Origin of the sequence: Aerococcus urinae, assembly GCF_001543175.1 — a bacterium.
GTDB lineage: Bacteria > Bacillota > Bacilli > Lactobacillales > Aerococcaceae > Aerococcus > Aerococcus urinae.
On sequence record NZ_CP014161.1, the window covers coordinates 1,388,378 to 1,408,789 of the forward strand.

At 43.3% G+C, this 20,412-nt stretch carries 17 protein-coding genes; 5 read left to right on the forward strand and 12 right to left on the reverse strand.

All coding sequences use genetic code 11. The annotated features are described in order from the left end of the window. Positions 1-36: 36 nt before the first annotated feature. Both AWM73_RS06315 and AWM73_RS06320 read right to left on the reverse strand, forming a co-directional pair. The gene (locus tag AWM73_RS06315; protein ID WP_060778584.1) at positions 37-1,272 is read right to left on the reverse strand and encodes an ABC transporter permease; all 1,236 of its coding nucleotides are present in this window, start codon (positions 1,270-1,272) and stop codon (positions 37-39) included. Beyond that, on the reverse strand, positions 1,262-2,002 hold the full coding sequence (locus AWM73_RS06320; RefSeq protein WP_060778585.1) for an ABC transporter ATP-binding protein: 741 nt from the start codon (positions 2,000-2,002) through the stop codon (positions 1,262-1,264). The genes AWM73_RS06315 and AWM73_RS06320 overlap by 11 nt, the downstream gene beginning before the upstream one ends. A 184-nt stretch (positions 2,003-2,186) precedes the next feature. On the opposite strand from AWM73_RS06320, the gene AWM73_RS06325 reads away from it, so the two are divergent. From AWM73_RS06325 to AWM73_RS06335, 3 genes are all read left to right on the forward strand, one after another. Further along, positions 2,187-2,615 carry an HIT family protein gene (locus AWM73_RS06325; RefSeq protein WP_060778586.1) on the forward strand — a complete coding sequence of 143 codons (429 nt, stop codon included), beginning with the start codon at positions 2,187-2,189 and terminating at the stop codon, positions 2,613-2,615. Between the two features lie 3 nt (positions 2,616-2,618). Further along, positions 2,619-3,005, forward strand: coding sequence for a hypothetical protein (locus AWM73_RS06330; protein WP_076340227.1), 387 nt, complete (start codon positions 2,619-2,621; stop codon positions 3,003-3,005). A gap of 135 nt (positions 3,006-3,140) precedes the next feature. Beyond that, complete coding sequence (locus AWM73_RS06335; protein WP_060778587.1) at positions 3,141-4,175, forward strand: peptidylprolyl isomerase; 1,035 nt, start codon at positions 3,141-3,143, stop codon at positions 4,173-4,175. A 56-nt stretch (positions 4,176-4,231) separates the two neighbouring features. Here AWM73_RS06335 and AWM73_RS06340 read toward each other — a convergent pair whose 3' ends face one another. The 7 genes from AWM73_RS06340 to trmL all read right to left on the reverse strand — a co-directional run bounded on the left by AWM73_RS06340 (position 4,232) and on the right by trmL (position 13,907). Then, positions 4,232-5,056, reverse strand: a complete 825-nt coding sequence (locus AWM73_RS06340) for a glycosyltransferase family 8 protein (protein WP_060778588.1) — start codon at positions 5,054-5,056, stop codon at positions 4,232-4,234. Positions 5,057-5,510: 454 nt separating this feature from the next. Then, a complete protein-coding gene (locus AWM73_RS06345) occupies positions 5,511-6,476 on the reverse strand; it encodes a 3'-5' exoribonuclease YhaM family protein (protein WP_060778589.1) in 966 nt (321 codons plus the stop codon). 20 nt (positions 6,477-6,496) lie between these two features. After that, positions 6,497-9,268, reverse strand: a complete 2,772-nt coding sequence (locus AWM73_RS06350; RefSeq protein WP_060778590.1) for an ATP-binding protein — start codon at positions 9,266-9,268, stop codon at positions 6,497-6,499. A gap of 24 nt (positions 9,269-9,292) precedes the next feature. Further along, positions 9,293-10,537, reverse strand: a complete 1,245-nt coding sequence (locus AWM73_RS06355; protein ID WP_060778591.1) for a metallophosphoesterase family protein — start codon at positions 10,535-10,537, stop codon at positions 9,293-9,295. 173 nt (positions 10,538-10,710) lie between these two features. After that, positions 10,711-11,097, reverse strand: coding sequence for a YlbF family regulator (locus AWM73_RS06360; protein ID WP_060778592.1), 387 nt, complete (start codon positions 11,095-11,097; stop codon positions 10,711-10,713). Positions 11,098-11,196: 99 nt separating this feature from the next. Beyond that, positions 11,197-13,278, reverse strand: a complete 2,082-nt coding sequence (locus AWM73_RS06365) for a transglycosylase domain-containing protein (RefSeq protein WP_060778593.1) — start codon at positions 13,276-13,278, stop codon at positions 11,197-11,199. A gap of 95 nt (positions 13,279-13,373) precedes the next feature. Next, the gene (gene trmL / locus AWM73_RS06370; protein WP_060778594.1) at positions 13,374-13,907 is read right to left on the reverse strand and encodes a tRNA (uridine(34)/cytosine(34)/5-carboxymethylaminomethyluridine(34)-2'-O)-methyltransferase TrmL; all 534 of its coding nucleotides are present in this window, start codon (positions 13,905-13,907) and stop codon (positions 13,374-13,376) included. A gap of 189 nt (positions 13,908-14,096) precedes the next feature. On the opposite strand from trmL, the gene AWM73_RS06375 reads away from it, so the two are divergent. Next, entirely contained in the window at positions 14,097-14,678 is a 582-nt protein-coding gene (locus tag AWM73_RS06375; protein ID WP_060778595.1) for a xanthine phosphoribosyltransferase, read from the forward strand. 84 nt (positions 14,679-14,762) lie between these two features. On the opposite strand, the gene AWM73_RS06380 is transcribed toward AWM73_RS06375, so the two are convergent. The 3 genes from AWM73_RS06380 to AWM73_RS06390 form a co-directional block, all read right to left on the reverse strand. Beyond that, complete coding sequence (locus AWM73_RS06380; RefSeq protein WP_060778596.1) at positions 14,763-15,722, reverse strand: 2-hydroxyacid dehydrogenase; 960 nt, start codon at positions 15,720-15,722, stop codon at positions 14,763-14,765. Between the two features lie 35 nt (positions 15,723-15,757). Next, entirely contained in the window at positions 15,758-16,501 is a 744-nt protein-coding gene (locus tag AWM73_RS06385; protein ID WP_060778597.1) for a nitronate monooxygenase family protein, read from the reverse strand. A gap of 236 nt (positions 16,502-16,737) precedes the next feature. After that, a complete protein-coding gene (locus tag AWM73_RS06390) occupies positions 16,738-18,696 on the reverse strand; it encodes a sucrose-specific PTS transporter subunit IIBC (RefSeq protein ID WP_060778598.1) in 1,959 nt (652 codons plus the stop codon). A 222-nt stretch (positions 18,697-18,918) separates the two neighbouring features. Between AWM73_RS06390 and AWM73_RS06395 the strand changes: the two genes are divergently transcribed. Then, complete coding sequence (locus AWM73_RS06395) at positions 18,919-20,412, forward strand: sucrose-6-phosphate hydrolase (protein WP_060778599.1); 1,494 nt, start codon at positions 18,919-18,921, stop codon at positions 20,410-20,412.

Sequence of the window (20,412 nt, forward strand, 5' to 3'; positions counted from 1 at the left end):
TCTTATTTTAGTCAGAAATTAGAGGATCGTCAATAATTATCTATGTAATTTTTCCAAGAGACGATTTTTTCCTCGTAAACGACGGGGTAAATAGACCTGGGTGAAAAGGATAATCACTAACCCCGCTAAAATCAAGAAAATCACACTGTCCTGCCAAGATTTGCTAATTAATAAACTGATAGCAAGTAAGCCCGTCTGCAAACCTAGCGGCAGGTATAAAAAGCGACGAAAAGCAGGTAAAGCTTGACCCTGGTCTAGGGGGTAGATTTTCATTAAGGGGTGCTTATAATAGCGACGGTAGAGCGGTAAAATTTGAAAATGACTGGCATAAAGCATTAAAAGGCCTAAACAGTAGGTCAGCAGGTGACTAGGTAAGAAATAAAGCAAGAGAGTCGCTAGGACAGTGAGTCTGAGCCATAAATTAAAATAATCTTGACTCCGGCAAAAGGCCCTTTGGTAGAGAAAATAATAGGGATTGTTCTTACTGGTCATAAGCATTGGATCTAAGTATTTCCGCCGCTTAACCGCCTTTTGACCCGTAGGAACATCAACAAACAAGCTCAAAACCTGGTTAACCCTTTCTTGGCGTTGGCTTTCCTCACTTGTAATCTTTAACCAATCCCATTGCTTTTCACCCTGCCAGTTTTTACTGGTCAGATAATAGATGACGATCATCACAAAAACAAAAGCCAGGGCCAAAAAGATTTTTCCACGCACGGCAAAATACAACTGACAAAAGCTATAAGCTGCAGTCAAAACCATCAAGAGTCGTCTTTGGCTAGGTTTGTAAAAATGAAAATTTTCTAAAACTGAACGTAACTGGAGAGCCTTTAAACCGACCATTATCACAAAGATGGCAAGTACCTGGCTCGCTGACAAGCCTTGATGAATGAATAAGAAGGGATAAGATAAGCCCACAAATAAGGCATAGATCCCAGTCGGCAGCAGTAAACTATAGATTAAGGCTTGGCTAAAGTAATCCTTAAAGTCCGCTTCCCGTGCGAGTAAAAAAACCGTGTCCGCCTTTTGAAGGAAGCTAGCTAAGTGGCCTATTCCCATAACTAAGGCCGTAGCAATGACTAGCCAGCCCCATTGGTAAAGCGGGTTAAAACTGGTCAAAGTCTTTAGCCACTGACTATATTGAAAGGCCAAGGCCGCTAAAATAAAGGCCAAAGCTAGGATAAAGTGGTCATTGAAAATATATTTAAAATGACGGAATATTCGTTTTTGCTGACTTTGACGGCGTTTGGGATAGAGCTCTTTAAAGGTCATGGCTCTGCCCTCTTACTAAGTCAACATAGAGTTCATCCAAGCTAGCATCTGCCTTATTGAAGCGCTGACGGATCTCATGCAAGGTCCCTTGGGCCTTAATTTGCCCCTCATGAAGGAAGATAAAGCGGTCACAGTAGTGTTCAGCGCTGGACAGGATATGGGTTGACATTAAAATCGCTGCCCCGGCTTGGCGTTTCTTCAGTAATAATTGGGTAAAGTCATCGATTCCTAGTGGATCTAAGCCGACAAAGGGTTCATCAATAATGTACAACATGGTATCCACCAGCATGGCACAGACAATCATGACCTTTTGCTTCATGCCCTTAGAAAAATGGATGGGTAACCAATCCAAGCGTTCGGTCAAACGGAAACGTTCTAAGAGCGGTTTGGCATTAGCCATGGCTTGGTCAGGGTCAATATGGTAGGCCAAGGCGATGATTTGGATATGCTCGCGCAAAGTGAGCTCTGGATAGAGGATGGGTTGTTCGGGGATATAGCTAAGGGCTTGGCGGTAGGCCTGGCTATCCTCAGCCAGTGAATGGCCATTCACCAATATTTCCCCCGCACTCGGCTTGAGCAGACCTAAAATATGCTTAATAGTGGTCGATTTTCCAGCCCCATTCAAGCCAATCAAGCCGACAATTTCACCAGCATGAACGGAAAAATTTAAATCGTGGAGGACCGTATAATTACTATAACCCCCACTTAAATGTTCTACAGATAGTGTCATTTTTCAATTCCTTTGCTATTGATAATCTAATCTTAAGACCTCATTTTACACCTAGTTTAGCAAATATCCAGAATTTTTTCGATCAGGGACGGCCGAAAAAATCCCCGTAGAAAAATTGTGACTTACCCAGGCTTGTGATAAACTTAAGCTAAATGAATAAGTCAATTAGAGAGGACGATATATCATGGAAGATTGCATTTTCTGTAAAATTGCAAACCGGGAAATCCCCACTAATCTAGTCTACGAAGACGAAGTAGTCACTGCTTTCTTAGATAATTCTCAAGTTACCAAGGGGCACACCCTACTCGTTCCCAAAAAACATTTAAAAGATATTTTTGACTACGATGTCAAAGATGCTGGCGCTATTTTTAGACGGATTCCTATTATTGTCGAAGCCATTAAGAAGGCCTACCCAGACGTTCAAGGGATTAACATCTTAAATAACAACGGTGAAATTGCCTATCAATCGGTCTTCCACTCTCACATTCACATCATTCCTCGCTACCAAAAAGAGGAAGGTTTTGCTGTCAAATTTACCAATAACGGTGACAATTATAGTGATGAAGACTTAGCCAAAATTGCTAAAACCATTAACGAAAATATTGAGGTGTAGTCGATGTTAAAAGCATTTTTAAAAGGTTTGGGCTTGGGCGCCCTGCTTGCGGGTTCTTATGCCCTCTTAAAAACGCCCCATTCCGGCGAAACCAACCGCCGCATTCTAAAAGATTATTCTAAACGTTTATCAGGAGCAGCCACCGACCTGACTGGCTCTCTAGCAGAAACCCAAGTGGCCATTAGCGATTTAGCCAACCAAGGCATGCAAACCCTAGGCTCAGCCCGGGACGACATCCAACTGGCTATCCGCGACTTCCAACGCACAGCCGTGCCCCAAATGAACCGTATCCAAGAGCAAGTCGCCCAATTACAGGCCGATGTGGATAATTCTGCCCTCTTAAATGGGTCAGCAGATAGTGATGAAAGGGCCGATAAGGACGACGAATAGTCCTAAGATAGTAAGAGAAAAGAAGTTTAAGAATCTTTGAAGGTTCTTAGACTTCTTTTCATTAGGATTGAGTTAGAATAAGAGCTGTGCTATATTTTTAGAGTATATTGAATGAAATGATTAGGAGTTTGATTTATGAAATTTAAGAAAAAATTCACCCTAGGCCTAGTATCCAGTCTATGTGCCTTCACCCTGGCGGCTTGCCAAAGTCAAAGCAATGATAGCGCTGTGGCGACCGGTGATGATATTAAAATTACCCAAGGTCAACTGAATGACCAAATGAAGAAAGTTGCCGGCGATCAAACCCTTCGCCAACTCATCCTTTCTGAAATCTCTAAACAAGAAGTCGGCAAGGATCGCTATAAGGAAATTGAACAAGAAACTGACCAACAAATTGCAGCAACCAAGGCCCAAGTTGGTGACAATGACAAATTCCAAAATGTCCTCAAAAGTTCCGGCGTGCCTTCTGAAGAAGCCTACAAAGAATCACTAATCCAATACACCCTCACCCAAGAGGCCCTCAAGAAAAATATCCCAGTTTCTGACGAAGAATTAAAAAAAGCCTACGAAGACTATGAACCTGCTGCGGAAATTTCGCATATCTTAGTAGAAGATGAAAACGAAGCCAAGGATATCATCAAACAATTAGACCAAGGTGGCGACTTTAGTGCTTTAGCTAAAGAACACAGTAAAGACCCAGGCAGCAAAGAAAAAGGGGGATCTTTAGGCCAAGTTGAAAAAGGCCAAATGGTCAAAGAATTTGAAGATGCCGCCTTCAAACTAAACGAAGGCGAATACACCAAGGAACCGGTTAAATCTCAATACGGTTACCACGTCATTAAATTAGATAAAAAGGGTCAAAAAGGTAGCTTTGAAGATGAAAAAGATAAGCTAGCTGAACAAGTGAAGAATAAGAAAATGCAAGATCCTTCCACCCTCCTCCAAGTCACCAGTGATCTCTTGAAGAAATACAATATTGACATTAAGGACTCCGACCTAAAATCTGCACTCGACCAATTCAAACCTAAAGAAGAGGACAAGAAGGCAGATAAAAATTCCAAAGAAGAATCAAAAGACCAAGACAAAAAAGAAGAAAATAAAGACGACCAAAAACAAGGTCAAAAAGAACAAGATAATAGCCAAAGTCAGTCAGAATCTGATAAAAAATAGTCTATCAGTAAAAGAGCATGCTCCGAGGGATCTCCTCGGAGCATGCTCTTTTTACTTTATTTGGAATGGGTAAATAATTTCCGTTTATGGTCATAGTGGGCATAAAGCAGGCCAAAGTTATCTAAGTGCCTACTTTGCCAAGGTTTTTTCTTCCCACAAAAATGTAAGAGAACGCTGTGGTTAACCACCCAATCGGGAGGCCACTCCCCTTCACTAATCAATTCATAAAGTTTGCTATAACGGACATCATAGTTATAGAAATGGTCGGGTAAGTCAAAAATATACTGACTGTATAAGGCATTGAGGACATCCTGGTCAGGTAGAATTAGTTGATAGCGGTTTTCCTTTATAAACTCAAAAATATCCTCTGCCTTCACCTTTTGTCGGATAACCTTAAGATTCATTAATAAAACTCCAGAATTATAATAGTGGTCAGCCTGGCTATTCCCTAAGCGCAATTTATTAATCTGGTCAGTAATCTTAGTTAGTTTAGCGTGGCTGGCCGCACCATATAAATGATCGCCTAGGTCGGTCTCGTATAAGGGCACTAAGTCATTGATGCAAAGAATATCCGCATCCAAATAGAGAATCTTTTCTAGCTGGTCGGGTAAGAAATAGTGGGCTAGCAAGCGATAATAGATGGTCTCTGGATAACGTTTAGAAACCGGTGCATCTTGAAAAATATCTGGATCAATAAGCACCGGGTGGTAGGTCATGCCCATAGCTTGTAAAAAGCGATCGATTTTGTCGTGGGCCGCCAGGGGCTGCTTCTGTAAGATATAGACTTGATAGTCATGCTTGGCTGTGTTTTTATAGATAGAGTAAAGCGTGGTTAACATAGGCTCCACATAGTGGTCATCAACGGCAAATAATAAGTTCATTCCATAGCTCCTTGACTGAAAAATAGCTTAAACTTACTTTACCATGCCCAGATAAATTAAAGCCCAAGAAGTCAAAGCTTAATAAATTCTCAACAAAAAGAGTGCGACAGGCGCACCAAAGAGCAAGACCACTGGAAGAAAATTGCAAAAGCACAGCAAACTGTGCGTTGGAATTTTCTGAAGTGGACGCTTGCTCTGCGCCTGGAGCAGGTTAAAAAAAAGTACGACGGGTGCGCCAAAGATCGATAGAGCTACACATACTATATCTGTACGTCGCTTTGCTTCCTACAGCTATAGCAACTGGAAGGGAATGGCGTAAGGATTCTCAAAGGGAATTTGTCGTCATTTTCTGAAGCGGACGTTCGTCATGTGTCTGGAGCTCGTTTTGATTAGACAGTCCATATATTAAAAAGGGGATCGGAACAATGGTCCCGATCCCCTTTTTCAATTCTCATTAAATATTTTGGTAATAGTCATCACTCGGATGGTAGAAAGAACGTCCTTCTAAGCCCATAATTTTTGGCGTAAATTCACCAGGCTCAACATCCTTTAAGTGACTGGTCATCATATTAATCTTTGCATCCAGGTCATCCACCCGATGAAGGATTTCAGCTTCCAAGAGGCGTGGTGTTACTGGACTACCGAATTCATTCCTCCCGTGGTGGGCAAGAATCATATGTTTGAGTAAGACCACTGCTTCTTCATCTTGGCGGTAGCCTAGCTGTTCTGCGGTGAGGGAAATTTTTTGTCCCATCAAAGAGATATGGCCAATAAGGTTCCCCTCAATCGAATAATCTCCACTTAAAGGATCTACAAATTCAATCACCTTAGCGGCATCATGGAGGATAACCCCGGCATAAAGCAAGCTTTTATCTACATTAGGGTAAAGTTTAGCAATCGCTTGAGCCAGGCGTAACATGGAAACGGTGTGGAAGGCTAATCCTCCAACAAAGGCATGGTGGTGGCGTTTGGCAGCTGGATATTGGTAGAAAATATCATCGTATTCGGTCATGATGCTGCCCACAATTTTCTTGAGCACAGGGTGCATAATGCTTTTGATCCCCGCTTCAATTTCAGCCTTCATATCTTCTACCTTCATAGGTCCGTCAGCAATAAACAAGGTAGGGTCATTGGGTTCACCATCATGGGCTAGACGCAAACCCGAAATCTTCACTTGAGGTTGACCATTATATAATTCCCGGTGCCCCTTTAACCGGACTACCCGACCACTTTGAAAGGCCTCCACTTCATCTTCCATAGCACTCCAATACATGCCATCAATAGTTCCCGACTTATCTTGGAAGGTAAAGGCAATGAAGTCGCGTCCATTGCGGTCAGTACGTACATTGGCATTTTTTATCAAAATATAGAGATCAAATTTTTCATTTTGAGGGATTTCATAAATTAAGCGCTTATCCATAAATTAAGTTGGCTTCCTTTCTATGCTTCTAAGTGATGAACTTGGCCGGAATGTAAGCCTTGGGTAATTTCTAGGTCAAAGGTAAAGACAATAATTTGACGGGATAGACTCTTTTCTTTCAAGAAGCGATATATATTTTGCCGGTATTCTTGGTCTAAATGAGCAAAACCTTCGTCGATCAGAATCGGTAGGTCTTGGTGCCCAAGTTGGGCATCTAAAAAGGCAAACCGCATAGCCACGAATAAGAGAGCCTTCTCTCCCCGAGAGAGTTGGTTAACGCTGATCCATTGGCCTTGAATGGGTTGATAGACTTCGACACTGTCATCAGTGTAGCGCATCTTTTCAAATTTAGTATTGGTTAAATCGAAGAGATAGCGATTGGCTTGGGCAAGAACTCGTTGGACCGTATCTTGGCCTTGTCCCAGAGTCGCTTCCTCCATCGTCTTAGCTGCCAAAGTATCGCTAGCCCAAGCGACTGCGGTATCATAGGATTGGTCAACTTGTTCTTGCTTGTCTTGTTCCATGGCTTGTAAGGCTTGGCTGTTTTTCATTTGCTTCAATTGATTTTCAAGCCGAGCAATATCAGCAAGTAGGGCTTGTCTTTGGCCTTCATAGCTATTGATTTGGTCTTTTGTGGCCTTAATTTGTTCGCTAACTTCCGCTTCATCTTCATTTAAAGCCGAAGCCTTTTTATCCAAATATTGGTTTAAGAGTTGGTAGCGAGCTTCTTTGTCCTTAAATTGACCATAGGCAGTCAAGGCCTTTTCTAGGTCCGCACGGTCACTTAAGTTGTATTGTTTTAAGAAGTTCTCCTCAGTTTTTTCAAGTTGGTCAATATGGTCAGCTAACTGGCTGAGACGGGCTTGCTTGGCTTTTTGTTCTTGGTCTTCATAATCAAGATTGGCCGCATAAACCCGGTAATTGTGGTAGTCATCCTCAAACTGTTGGAATAAGGAGTCCAGTGACAAGGCCTGATTATTGCTTGCTTGGCGGTAATCTGACCATTCCGCTTGGTGGGCTTGACCAAAAGCGCCTGCTCCACTTTGATGGATTAGTTGGTTAATTTCCTCTTCCAGGTCTTCAATTTGTTTCACATAGTCGGTTTGTAGCCAAACCAGGGGCATGATGTAAGAAGACCCACCCTTAGCTCGTAAGAAAGCTTCTAAATCCTCGGTGAATTGCTTGGATTCTTCCTCTAGTTCTGCGATTTGTTGGTTTTGATTATCGATTTGTCGTTGGATTTCAGCCGTTTCACTGTCAATGTCACGTAAGTCTAATTGATAGGCCTTCTCTTCTTCATTAACATAGTGTTTACCTTTGCGTTCTTGGAACCAAGCAATTAAGACAAAGATTAATCCAAGTATTAAAGCTGGCATCCCTGCTCCCCGCCAGAAAGGGCTGGTGTGGAAGAGCGAAATCGCATAGCAAATTAGACCAACAGCTAATAAAGTCATCCCAATCGGACGAATCCAGGACTGGGTATATTTATAAACAGTGGCTTTGAAATCATCATAGTTACTGGAAATCTCTTGCCGTTCTTGGCCAAGACTTTCCCGGTCTTCCATCAAGTTTTCTAGGCCGGCTTTGGTATTTTTGTAGAAGACCCGGCGGCTATCGATAGCTTTTTGGCGCTTTTGCCATTCTTCGCGCTCTTCATCGGTGAAATCACGCGGCAATTCATCGATGGATTCAGCTCCTAAAGCTGAAAGTAAACGAGTTTCTTGGTAACGTTTCTCGACAATTTGATCATGGAGGTTCTCATTTTGCCGAATTTGTTCTCGGTAAGCTCGGGCTTCTGCCAGCATTTGATCACTAATGCCGAGATGGTCGCTGATCCATTGTCCTCCGCTATTCAGTTCTTCTTCGGGCTCTGCCTTTGCTTCTACAGAATCCATGATCACAAAGCCTTCAGGGTTAAGCTCCTGATACTCCTCAACCAAGCGGTCTTTGGTGTTCACAATGTTTTGCCATTGGTCAACATCCTGGTCTGAAAAACGTGGTCCATCATATTGGGCAAGTTCAAAGCCCAATGCCACCCGCTCTTCATCAGAGGCGCTCTGTTGGTCAGCCTTTTCTAAGTCCATTAAGCTTTGGCGAGCATTTTGTTCAGCACTCTGAACTTCTGCCAAGGCCGCCTTTTTTTCTGACAATTCTTGGTCCAAGTCAAAATAGGTGTCTTCCTCTTGACGGGCAGCCAGCAAGTCTTGGTTTTGTCTTTCTAATTCAACCATTTCTTGATTAAGCTTAGGATTTTGTCCTTGGGGCCGGTAGAGGCTGTCGGCGTCCGCTTGTAATTGGTCGATTTCCTGTCTGAGAGAGAGCTTACCGGTCACACCTAAGTTGACTAAACTGCGGGCAAAATCTTCTTCCGATTCCCAGATAAATTGCATTAAATCAGGCTCAGTAAAGCCAAAATAGGCTAAATAAGTGTCCCTGGTCAAATCCCCAAAAAGTTGTTTAAAATGATCGACTTCTTGGGCCTCTTGGCCTGCAAAAGACATTTTTAAGACTTGCTTACCATTCGCCCGGGTGCGTTCAATGGCACAATCGCCCCATTGGGTATCCTTAAAATATAGACGCCCCCCGAAACGGACTTGGTCATTGGTATCGAAATCACGGCTCCCCTTACGGCGTTGGTTGGGAAAACCGAACATGATACTTAGAACGAAGCTCATCAAAGTGGATTTTCCCGACCCGTTTGGACCTAGGAAAACATTAAAGTCATCCGTCAATTGAAATTGGCGGTGGACAAATTTCCCATAGCCAAAGATGTCGATTGCTTGTAGTTTCATTTGTTATGATTCCTCCGTGCTTGCTTATTTTTGATAGAGAGAGAGTAAAATTTTATTTCTAGTTGCGGCTAAGACGTCTTCTTGGAACTGGCTTGGTGAGATGGCCGGCTGCAAGTGGCGCTGCCAAAGTGGATGGTCGAATAATTCATTTAAGGCCTGGTCAAAGGCCTCTGGATCTTGATAGTAGTCGAGGGTCTCCATCAAGGCCTGTTCATATAAACTGGCCTGGTCCAAAGTTTTTGCTCCTTTGACTTCATAGCGCAAATCAGCCAGGAAAACATCATCCTGGTCCTGGTACTGCCACTGTAATTGGTCGAATAAGTCCTTAGCATAGTCCTCCCAGAAAGCCAAGCTGTCACTGTCTGACCCATCCAGGCGATAGTGAAGGCGTAAGACATAATGCAAGCCCTCTGCTCTTGCCTGGTCCACTTCGTCTTGATAAGCTTTTTGGAAAAGTGTTTGCAAATCACTCACCCCTTGAATTGGAGGTGCAATTGCTTGGTGGACTTTAAATTGCCAATCAGTCGTTTCGATGCTTTCAATGATTGGATCCTTTCCTGGTTCAAGTGAGACGAGAACACCACCTTTAGGACCAGTTTCTTTGAAATGGGTCCCTTGGATATTGCCGGGATAGACGATAGGTGTTTGCCCGGATAATTGTTGGGCCGCATGAATATGCCCCAAGGCCCAGTAATCATAGGCCAACTGTTGTAAGTGACTTTTTTGAAAGGGGGCGTAGTGGTCTTGTTGGCTGTTCCCCTGTCTTTCTTGGCCATGAAACATACCAATATGGTAATCAACATGATTATAGCGCTTAGGAAAATATTGGCTATAATCTTCCCTTAACCAGCGTTTGGGGTAGGAAAAGCCGGTAATAGCCACCTGGTCCCCCCTAGCGCTAGTAAACTCTAAAGTAGTTACCTGCCGAGGAAAGACTCGGGTAGAGGCTGGCAAGGCCAGGTGTTTTTCTTTTTGGCTCTTATAGTCATGGTTACCAAACAAAATAAAAGAGGCGATGCCCGCCTGGTCCAAGCGCTCCAAGCCCTTAACGAGGGCAAACTGTTCTGCCAAGGTCCCCTCAGGACTGTCATAGAGGTCCCCTGCTAATAAGACACAATCTACCTCTTCATTGATAGCAATATCGATTAACCGATTGTAAGAGTCAATAGTCGCTTGCTTTAAGGCTTGGTACACTTTATGGTTTTGTTTTTTTATTTTTTTCATTGTTTGACCGAGATGCAGGTCAGCCGCATGAACAAAGCGTAACAAGTCATCGCACCCTTCCCTTATTAATACTTCCCTAGTTTATCATATTTTAACGGGCTTTGTCGCAAGATTTATCCGCGAATTCAAGGCGATAGGAATTCGACAATTGCTCACCAGAAAATATTTTCAAAATAAAAAATAGCCACCTCAAGGATTTGAGGTGACTAGAAGCTTAATTATTCGCCATCTTTATCTTCTGAACTGAGTTTGGTTGCTTGGTTAGCACGGTCATAGATCTCTCGAATAGGACGGCCAACCGCTTGGTTAACATCTTCAACGTATTGATTGAGTTGTTGTTCCTTTTGCATTAACTCACTTAAGACTGCATTGTTAGCCAAGGTTTTTTGCATGTCTTCAGCTTTCTTAACATCCTCTTCACTTAACTCTTGGCCTAATTGCATCTTAGTTTGGACATTGGTTTGGTAGTTTCTAAAATTAATATAGAGTTCACGCGCTTCGTCATCATTAAGAAGCTTATCCATCGCCTCACTTAAGGCGTCATATGCGTCTAATTCGCGAATATCACGTTCTAATTGGTTAATGGTATCGTAAATATTTGCCAAATTGATCTCTCCCTTATGTGTTTTTTTCAATATACCATGGATAAGATTGTTTTTAAAGTATTTTACTACCCAGACAGATATAAGGCCTGAGCGCTAGCCCTAGAGTAAACCTCTGAAATAATCAAAGAGATTCCGTCCACCATCAATAATTCGGTTGATTACGTCTTCATTGTCTGAATTGGAGTGAGGTGATTGACTAGCCTCTTCCCCGTTATTATATTCAAAGCGATTACCATATTGCTTAGCCGCAGATTCCACGGAAAAAGCAGTTCCAGGACTATTAGCAAGAATTCCTTGGAGGATGGTATTGAAACTATAGTGGGAATTGACTCCAGAGTAGGCGGAAATATAATTTTCCGAAGAGGTTTGGTCAAAACCGAACCAGGAGGTCACTACCACATCAGGGGTATAGGCGACAAACCACTCATCGTTATAGCCCGCTGCATTGGGATCATCTAAAGTCAATTCAACAGTCCCCGTCTTCCCAGCTACTTGGTAACCCGCTGGTTCAGCTTGAGAGCCGGTATAGTTCCCGTCATAAACCGCTAGCATCATGCTGGTCATTTCCTTAGCGACGCCTTGGGACATCACCGTGTTTTGCTTAGGACTTTGTTCCTTAACCACTTCTTCACCATTCGGTCCGACAATTTTCCGGATAAAGTAGGCCTCGGAACGTTTCCCATTATTAGGAAAGGCTGTATAGGCACTGGCTAATTGTAAAGGTGAAACCCCTTCCGTCAAGCCACCCAAGGCACTGGCTAAGGAGAGGTCCTTATCTGTATAAGGAATTCCGAAAGCATCGAGTTTCTTCATGGCTGTATTGACTCCCACTTGGTCCATCAACCAAACTGCTGAGGTGTTTTTACTTAGGGCCAAGGCTTCCCAGAGCGGTAAGTCGCCATTCGACTGGTGGTTCCAGTTTTCAGGGCGGTAGTTGTCACTTCCGTAAGAGCGGACTTCATCAGGCACTTGGTCATTCTTAGAAAAACCATGTTCTAAGGCTGGAACATAAACATTTAAAGGTTTGAGTGTTGAACCTGGTTGCCGTTTCATTTGGGTAGATCGGTTAAAGCCACGGAAGTGATAGTCGCCCACGCCACCAACACTGGCTAAGACACCGCCATTATAGGGGTCTAGGGCCACGGTCGCACTTTGCGAAGCCTGACCGCTATTATTGGTTGGGAAGAGTTGCTTATTCTCATAGGCAGCCTCTAACTGACTTTGGTAAGTTGGATTAAGATTGGTATAAATCTTATAACCACCATTCATTACCTCTTCTTCGGTCAAACCAAACTTATTAATCGCTTCTTCTAAGACGCTGTCGAAATAATAAGGGTACTTCGATTGGTCACTAGCCACCGGATTATTCATCTGGGGCATCACTGTGCCTTGAGCATTTTGGGCCTCAGTTTCACTGATAAAATCATTATTACTCATCAGGGAAAGCACCAAATTACGGCGTCCTTGAGCTTCTTCATAATTATCAATCGGATTATAGAGGCTGGGCCCCTTCAAGGCTCCGGCTAGGACTGCCGCATTAGGTAAATTAAGGTCAGCAGCATGGGTGCCAAAGTATTTTAAGGAAGCATCTTCTACCCCATAGACCCCATTACCAAAATAGGTATGGTTGAGGTACATTTCTAGGATTTGATCTTTAGAATATTTCTTCTCTACTTCTAAGGCAATAAAGAGTTCTTTAAACTTTCTCAGCAGACTCTGTTCATTGGTTAAGAAGGAATTCTTCACTAATTGCTGGGTCAGAGTCGATCCCCCACCAACCACATTTCCGCGGTGAACCACATAGCCCACCATGGCCCGGCCGATCCCGATAATATCGAAGCCAGGGTGTTGATAAAAGCGCTTATCTTCAGTCGATATGACCGCATTTTGAATATTAGGTGAAATCTGATTTAAGGACACATAGGTTCCGCGTCCGTCAGCCATTTCCCCAACGGCTTGGTCGGATTGATCATAAATCTCGGTAGTCATTTGGAGACGGGCCTGTAAGTCATCAACATTGGTCATCTTTGCTCCAACTACTAAATAGGATTCAAAAATAAAGATGATCAAGAGGACAAGAAAGATTAGCCACTTCGTCAGACGAAATTTCTTCCAGTAGTGGCCCAGAAAGGCTTTGACCTTGTCAAACCACGAACTTTCTTGCTGTTCTCCCTCATTCATATCGCTGCCCCCTTTCAAGTATTCAATTCATCTTACTACAGTTTCTCCCTCAATATTTATCCTTAAAACGATATTTAAATTTTCTTATTTATCATTTAATCTTTTTTTAAATTTGCTAGCTTGTCATGGTCATAGCTATGGGTGAGTTCTAAGTCATTAAAAGCTTGTTGGCGAAGTACTTCATAAATACAAATGGCCGCACAATTGGATAAATTGAGGCAGCGAACGTGGGTATCATCCATAGGCAAACGCAAACATTGGTCTTCATGTTCATGCATAAAAGCTTCCGGTAGACCCGTGGTTTCCTTACCAAACATAAGGAAGATATCTTCGCCCCGCTCTTTATGAGCCATGTAATCAATATCGGTATAATTCTTCGTAGCAAATTTACTAATCAAATATAGAGGTCGATCAGCCAGATAGTCCATAAAGGCCTTTAAATCGTCATGGTAGGTAATGTCTAGGGCATCCCAATAGTCGAGACCCGCCCGCTTTAAGTGCTTATCATCCGTTTGAAAACCCAGGGGTTCGATTAAGTGCAGGTGGGTGTCAGTCGCTGCACAGGTACGGGCAATATTTCCAGTATTGGCTGGAATTTCTGGTTCAAATAATACAATATGGTTTGTCATTAAAATCTCCTCTTCAAAATATTCTCATCCTATCCATTATACCCCTAGCCGGATGATTACGAAACTAAGACTTAGAAACAGGAAAAAATCGCTTAATGTTCAAAAAATGTTCGCATTTTATCCCGATAAAGGGTAGAATAGGGATAACTTATTCTAATTATTGCTCAAAATACCAAAGGAGGAAAAAGAGTGGCAAACTTAAAGCAACGGATTCTTGAAGATGGTAAAGTATTTCCGAACAATGTATTGAAGGTTGATTCATTCCTCAACCACCAAATTGATCCTAGTGTCATCAGTGATATTGCTGATAAAATCATTGCTCACTACCAAGGTCGCGAAATTACCAAAATTGTTACCGTCGAAGCTTCCGGGATCGCACCATCGATTATCATCGCCGAAAAATTAGGGGTTCCTATGGTTTTCGCTAAGAAGCAACAACCATCTACCCTTAAGGACCAAGCTGTTTACGGGAGTAAGGTGCATAGTTACACCAAGGATACCGATAGTTTTGTGATTATCAGTAAACAATACTTAAGTCCAGACGATAAGGTTCTGATTATCGATGATTTCTTAGCCAATGGTGAAGCTGCTATGGGACTCATTGATATTGTTAACCAAGCCCAAGCTGAAGTGGTAGGTGTGGGTATCTGTATTGAAAAATCCTTCCAAGATGGTCGCCAACGCATCCTCGATGCCGGCGTTGACCTCTATTCAGAAGTGCGGATCGCCTCTCTAGCCAACAGTAAAGTCGAATTCGCCGAAGGGCACTAGTTGTTAAATAAATGAAAAGAGACAGGAGAAAAATTCCTGTCTCTTTTTTTGTATTCACTTTTTCAAAGCTACTAATCGGTCCCGCTATTCGGTCACGATATTTTGCGGATCATCCTTGAGGTAACGATAAATATTATCAAAGGCAGTTTTGGCTAATTTTACCATGGCTTCATCGGTTAAATAGCCCACATGGGGAGTGAGTTGAATATTTTTAGCATGGAGAAGTGGGTAATCATCTGCCAATGGTGGTTCACTATCAAAGACATCAATGCCTGCTCCAGCAATCTTCTCTTCGTTAAGGGCTTGGGCTAGAGCTTCATTATCCACAATTGGTCCCCGGGCCACGTTAATTAAAACTGCTGATGGTTTCATTTTTCCGATCATTTCCTTAGAAATCATGCCTTTGGTTTGGGCATTATTCGGTAGGTGGATGGAAACAATATCACTTTCAGCCATCACTTCTTCAAGACTATGGTATTCAATCCCTAAAGCCTTGGCTTCTTCTTTTTCACTGCGGCTATAGGCGATCAAATTAGCGCCAAAGGCCTTAAAGAGAGCAGCCGTAGCTAAACCAATCGAGCCGGTTCCGATAATCCCAACCGTTTTACCAGCAATTTCCCTACCTTGATATACTTGGCTTAATTGGCTGCCTTTGCGGGTTTCTTGGTCATTAGCTTGGAGATGACGGTAGAGTGCTAAGGTTAGCCCAAGCGATAATTCAGCCACGGCTTGGTTAGCGTAACCAGAGGCATTGTTAACCATAATCCCCTTGTCTTTAAGGACATCCATAGCCACATGGTCTACTCCGGTAAAGGCCACATCCACTAATTGAGTATCCTCTAAGCTGGAGGCCACTTCCTCTGGGAAAGGGGTAGAATCAATAATCAGGATTTCCGCCCCTTTTGCCCGCTTAGCCATCTCTTCAGGATCAGTGGTCTTATCTTCATAATACACAAAGTCATGCCCGGCCTCAATTAAGGGCTGGGCCAATTCATCAATCAATTCTTTTGCTACATTTAAAGGTTGGACACTAACGATTTTCATCAAAAGACTCCTCTCTTCGTTCAGCAAATACTTTCTTATAAATTATACTTATCCTCATAAGCGTCTAGGGTGAGGCCGTCATGGTTAGACATAAAGCGCTCTTCCGATTTATCTCGGTAATTATCCATCACTTCTTGGAAGAGTTCAGCATTTGTTGGTGGGGTCCAAGAAATCGCGTCGGCCCCAGCTTCAATGACCCTTTTTATATTTTCTTCGGATTTTCCGCCGGTGGCAATAATAGGGATATCAGGGAATTGATCACGAACCCGCTTGACTAATTCCACGGTGTGCCGGCCATTGGCAACATTGAGAATATCTACCCCGCTATTCAACTTGGAAAGCAAGTCATATTCTGAAATCACGGTAGAAATAATTGGGGAATCGATCCGATCCTCTATGGCTTGGATGGTTTCGATTGGCATAGGGGCATTACATACCACGCCTAAAGCCCCTTCCGCTTCTGAAAGCAAGGCAATTTCGACGCTCCGCATGCCTTGAGTCTTGCCTCCACCCACGCCAGCAAAAACTGGTTGAGAAGCGACTTGTAAGATCGCGGAAATAATGCTGGGGTGAGGCGTAAAAGGATAGACCGCTAGGATGGCGTCAGCATTAGAGTAGGTAATGGTCGCGACATCAGTAGAAAATAGTAAGGATTTTATGGTACGTCCAAAGATTTGAATACCGGGTGCTTCTTCAATCACTTCCGGCACCATAATAATATCTTTTCTTAAAGCGGAACTGACTTTTTTAATAACTTTCTTTTTGCCTTGTTCTTTCATGGCTACCTCTCATTTCATCTTTTTCTTTTACAGCCATATTTTAACGATTACTCAGACTTTCGTCAAAATAAATTCCTTAGCAAATAAGTTGTCAGATGATTCTAACTTTCATTTCAAAGATACTCATTTGCTAATCAAATTGTCTTCCAGTTTTCGTCCTTTATTGTGACCGTCGCACTCTGTACAAAAAAAGAGGTGGCTAATGTTAGCCAACCTCATGGGGAGACAAAATATAATTAAGAGGATTTAGTGATCGCTAGGAGATCTTCATTGGCTAAAGTCGTCCCGCTTTCTCTCACAGCTGTGATGGCTTGATATTCTCCAGTATTGGTAATAATTTCCATCACTGTTGGATCATAGCCAGCCGACCTAATGCCTTCAATATCAAAGCTACCTAAGAGGTCACCGCGTTTGACGGTTTGACCTTGACTGACTTGGGAGGTGAAATATTGACCTTGTAAGTTGACGGTATCAATTCCAATATGAATCAGGACTTCTACCCCATTATCACCAGTTAAACCATAGGCATGCTTGGTATCGTAAGCCACTGTCAGAGTGCCATCAACCGGTGAATAGACCTTGCCATCACTAGGATCAATAGCAATCCCCTTGCCCATCATTTCCTGAGAAAAGACAGGATCATCCACTGCTTTTAAGGCTTTGACTTGGCCGCTAGCCACTGCAGATAAGATTAAATCAGCTTCAAGACCTGAGCGATTAGCTTGGCTAGGCTTACTTGCCGCAGCTTCTTCTGCTTGGAGAGCTACTGCTTCTGATTTTTCAGCTTCTTTATTGGAGTATTTTCCATAGAAGAAGGTTAACAAGAAAGCAGAGATAAAACTAATAGCAACTCCGACTAAGAAAGGAATCCAAGAATTTGAATCAATAGAAATAATGCCAAGGAAACCGGCTGAGCCCAAAGAAACCGCTAAGACGTGGAAGAAACCTAAACAAGCTGAGGCAATTCCTGAAGCAATCATGGCACAGTAGAAAGGATAACGTAATTTAAGGTTAATCCCGAAAATTGCCGGTTCAGTAATCCCGAGCAAGGCGGATACTGAAGCTGACGAAGCGACCCCTTTTTGTTTTTCATTGCGGGTAATCACCATCACCGCTAAACAGGCAGCCCCTTGAGCGATATTAGCCATGGATGCCACTGGGAAGATAAAGGAGCCTCCTGTTGTGGCTTGGTTAGCAATTAAGGTGGTTTCAACGGCAGGGAAACTTTGATGGAGACCTGTAATCACGATTGGTGAATAGAAGAGTCCTAATATTCCCATACCTAAGGCCCCCGTCGCTTCATACAGCCAGGTCAAGCCATAGGTTAAGGCGTCAGAAACATTCCGCATTAGCGGACCAACAAGAGCAAAGGTTAAAAAGCCAGTGATAATGATGGCTAACATAGGAGTAAAGGTAAAGTCAAAAGCAGGATGGATATGGTCGTGGAAGAAGTTCTCTAAACGAGCCAAAATCCAAGCCACTGCTAAAACAGGCAATACTTGCCCTTGGTAACCTGCCTGAGCAATTTTAAAGCCAAAAATGTCCCAATAGGGCATTTCCCCAGCAGCGGTTACTGTGGCAACCTCATAACCACTCACTAAGGACGGCATCACCATGGCCATACCAATGGCTGCTCCTAGATAAGGGTTGCCGCCGAAACGCTTGGTTGCTGAGAAACCCAGGAGAACCGGTAAGAATGTAAAGGGAGCTCCAGCAATAACCCCTAGCATTCCAGAAAGGTCAGCAATAACAGCTGAGCGTTCGACCAGTGCTACTCCTCCAAAGGGTGAAGTTAACAGATTATTTAAAGCGAGAAGTAAGCCCCCTGCAACTAAGGCCGGCAAGATCGGCACAAAGATATCCGATAAGAGTTTCGTCAACTGCATAAAGGGATTACTTTTTTCTTGGGACTGAGCCACAGCCTTAATATCTTCGGTCGAGGCTTCTTGAACGCCAGTAATGGCAGTGAGTTCCTTATAAACCTTATCCACATCCCCAGTTCCAATGATGATTTGGTACTGACCGTTCACTTCAAAGGTTCCTTTAACCCCTTCGTTATTATCAATAGCCGCTTGGTCGACGGCCTGACTATCTTTTAAAACTAAGCGTAAGCGGGTTGCACAGTGAGCAGCAGCAAGGAGGTTATCCTTACCAAGTGCGTCTGCAATATCTTGAGCAACTTGTTTGTGATTCATGATTGGTCTCCTTTCAGGTGAAAACGCTTTTACACTTAATATCTTAGCAGCATTTTTATTTATGTCAATCGTTTGACAGAATAAATTTAAAAAATATTTTATGTGCAGTTTAACTGAGCTTATCATTATGAAAGCGTTTGACATATTCCTGGCTTTTTCATATACTTACTGTAAAATATGCACTTGATTTTAAAATCAATTCGAAAGAAAGGAAGCCTATCCATGACACAAGATTCCAAATGGACCCGGCAATTGCGCTACCAAAGCTATGAAGACTGGCCCAGTGACTATCTGGGTCAGCTAAAAGAAAAAGTTGCCCACAGCCCCTGGCGCCAACACTACCACATCCAACCAGAAAGTGGCCTACTCAATGATCCCAATGGTTTCTCCTACTACAATGGCCGCTGGCAGCTCTTCTACCAATATTATCCTATGGGACCAGTCCACGGGCTCAAGTCCTGGTACCATCTCTCCTCCAAAGACCTGGTCCACTGGGAGTCTCATGGCATTGCCCTAGAACCTGATTCTCCCTACGATAGTCACGGAGTCTATTCAGGCTCTGCCCTCCCTGTAGGTAACCAGCTCTTTATCTTTTACACTGGAAACGCTAGGGACGATAACTGGCAACGCCACCCCTACCAAGTTGGGGCCTGGATGGATAAGGACTATCAATTCACTAAAATCGATCCACCCCTCATTGGAACAGTTGAAGAGGGCTATACCGATCATTTTCGTGACCCGCAGATCTTCCCCTACCAAGACGGCTATCTGATGATACTGGGCGCCCAAACCGAAGCGCTTAAAGGTCAAATCCTAGTCTACCAAAGTGACGACCTTAAGGATTGGAACTTTCTTGGCCCCTTACAGCTAACCAGCGGAGACAGTGCTTATATGATGGAGTGCCCTAATTATGTCAAGGTTGACGGACAAGACCTGCTTATCTTTTGCCCGCAAGGCTTGGACCAGGATGAACTCAATTATCAAAACATTTATCCCAATACCTATTTGTCCTCCGAGTCCATTGATTGGGAGAACTTGACCCTGTCTAAGCCTAGTGCTTTGAAAAATCTTGACGATGGCTTCGATGTCTATGCCACTCAGGCCTTTAACGCGCCTGACGGTCGGGCTTTAGCCGTGTCTTGGTTAGGTTTACCAGACCTGACTTACCCCGACGCGGACTGGGGCTGGACCTCCGTCATGAGTTTGGTCAAGGAACTCCATTTTGACCAGGGTCATCTCTACCAACGACCAGTCAAAGAAATGGAGAGCCTGCGCCAAACCCCTATCGCCATCGAGGAGACACTAGAATCAGGTCAAGCATGGACCTATGATCCCGAAGACAATGCCTACGAAATAAATTGTTCATTGGCCGCTGACTCCAAGCTTGACTTTTTAGTCATGAGTGATGAGAAAGAAGCTGCCGCCCTTCACATTGACGTGGACGTTCCAGCGGGCAGACTCAAGGTAACACGGACCGAGCAAGGCGAACTCGTTAACCCCGAATACGGCCCAGTCCGGAAAAGTCACTTTAAGGGCGGAGAAGACCTCCAGCTACAAATCTTTATCGATGCCTCTTCCTTTGAAATTTTTGTTCAAGACGGCTATAGAGTTCTTAGTGGCAGAATTTTCCCCAAAAAAGGACAAAATCAGCTTATAATAAAGGGAAGTGGTCGTTTAGGGGGCAGGATCTATCCCCTAGAAAATATTAACAAGTAA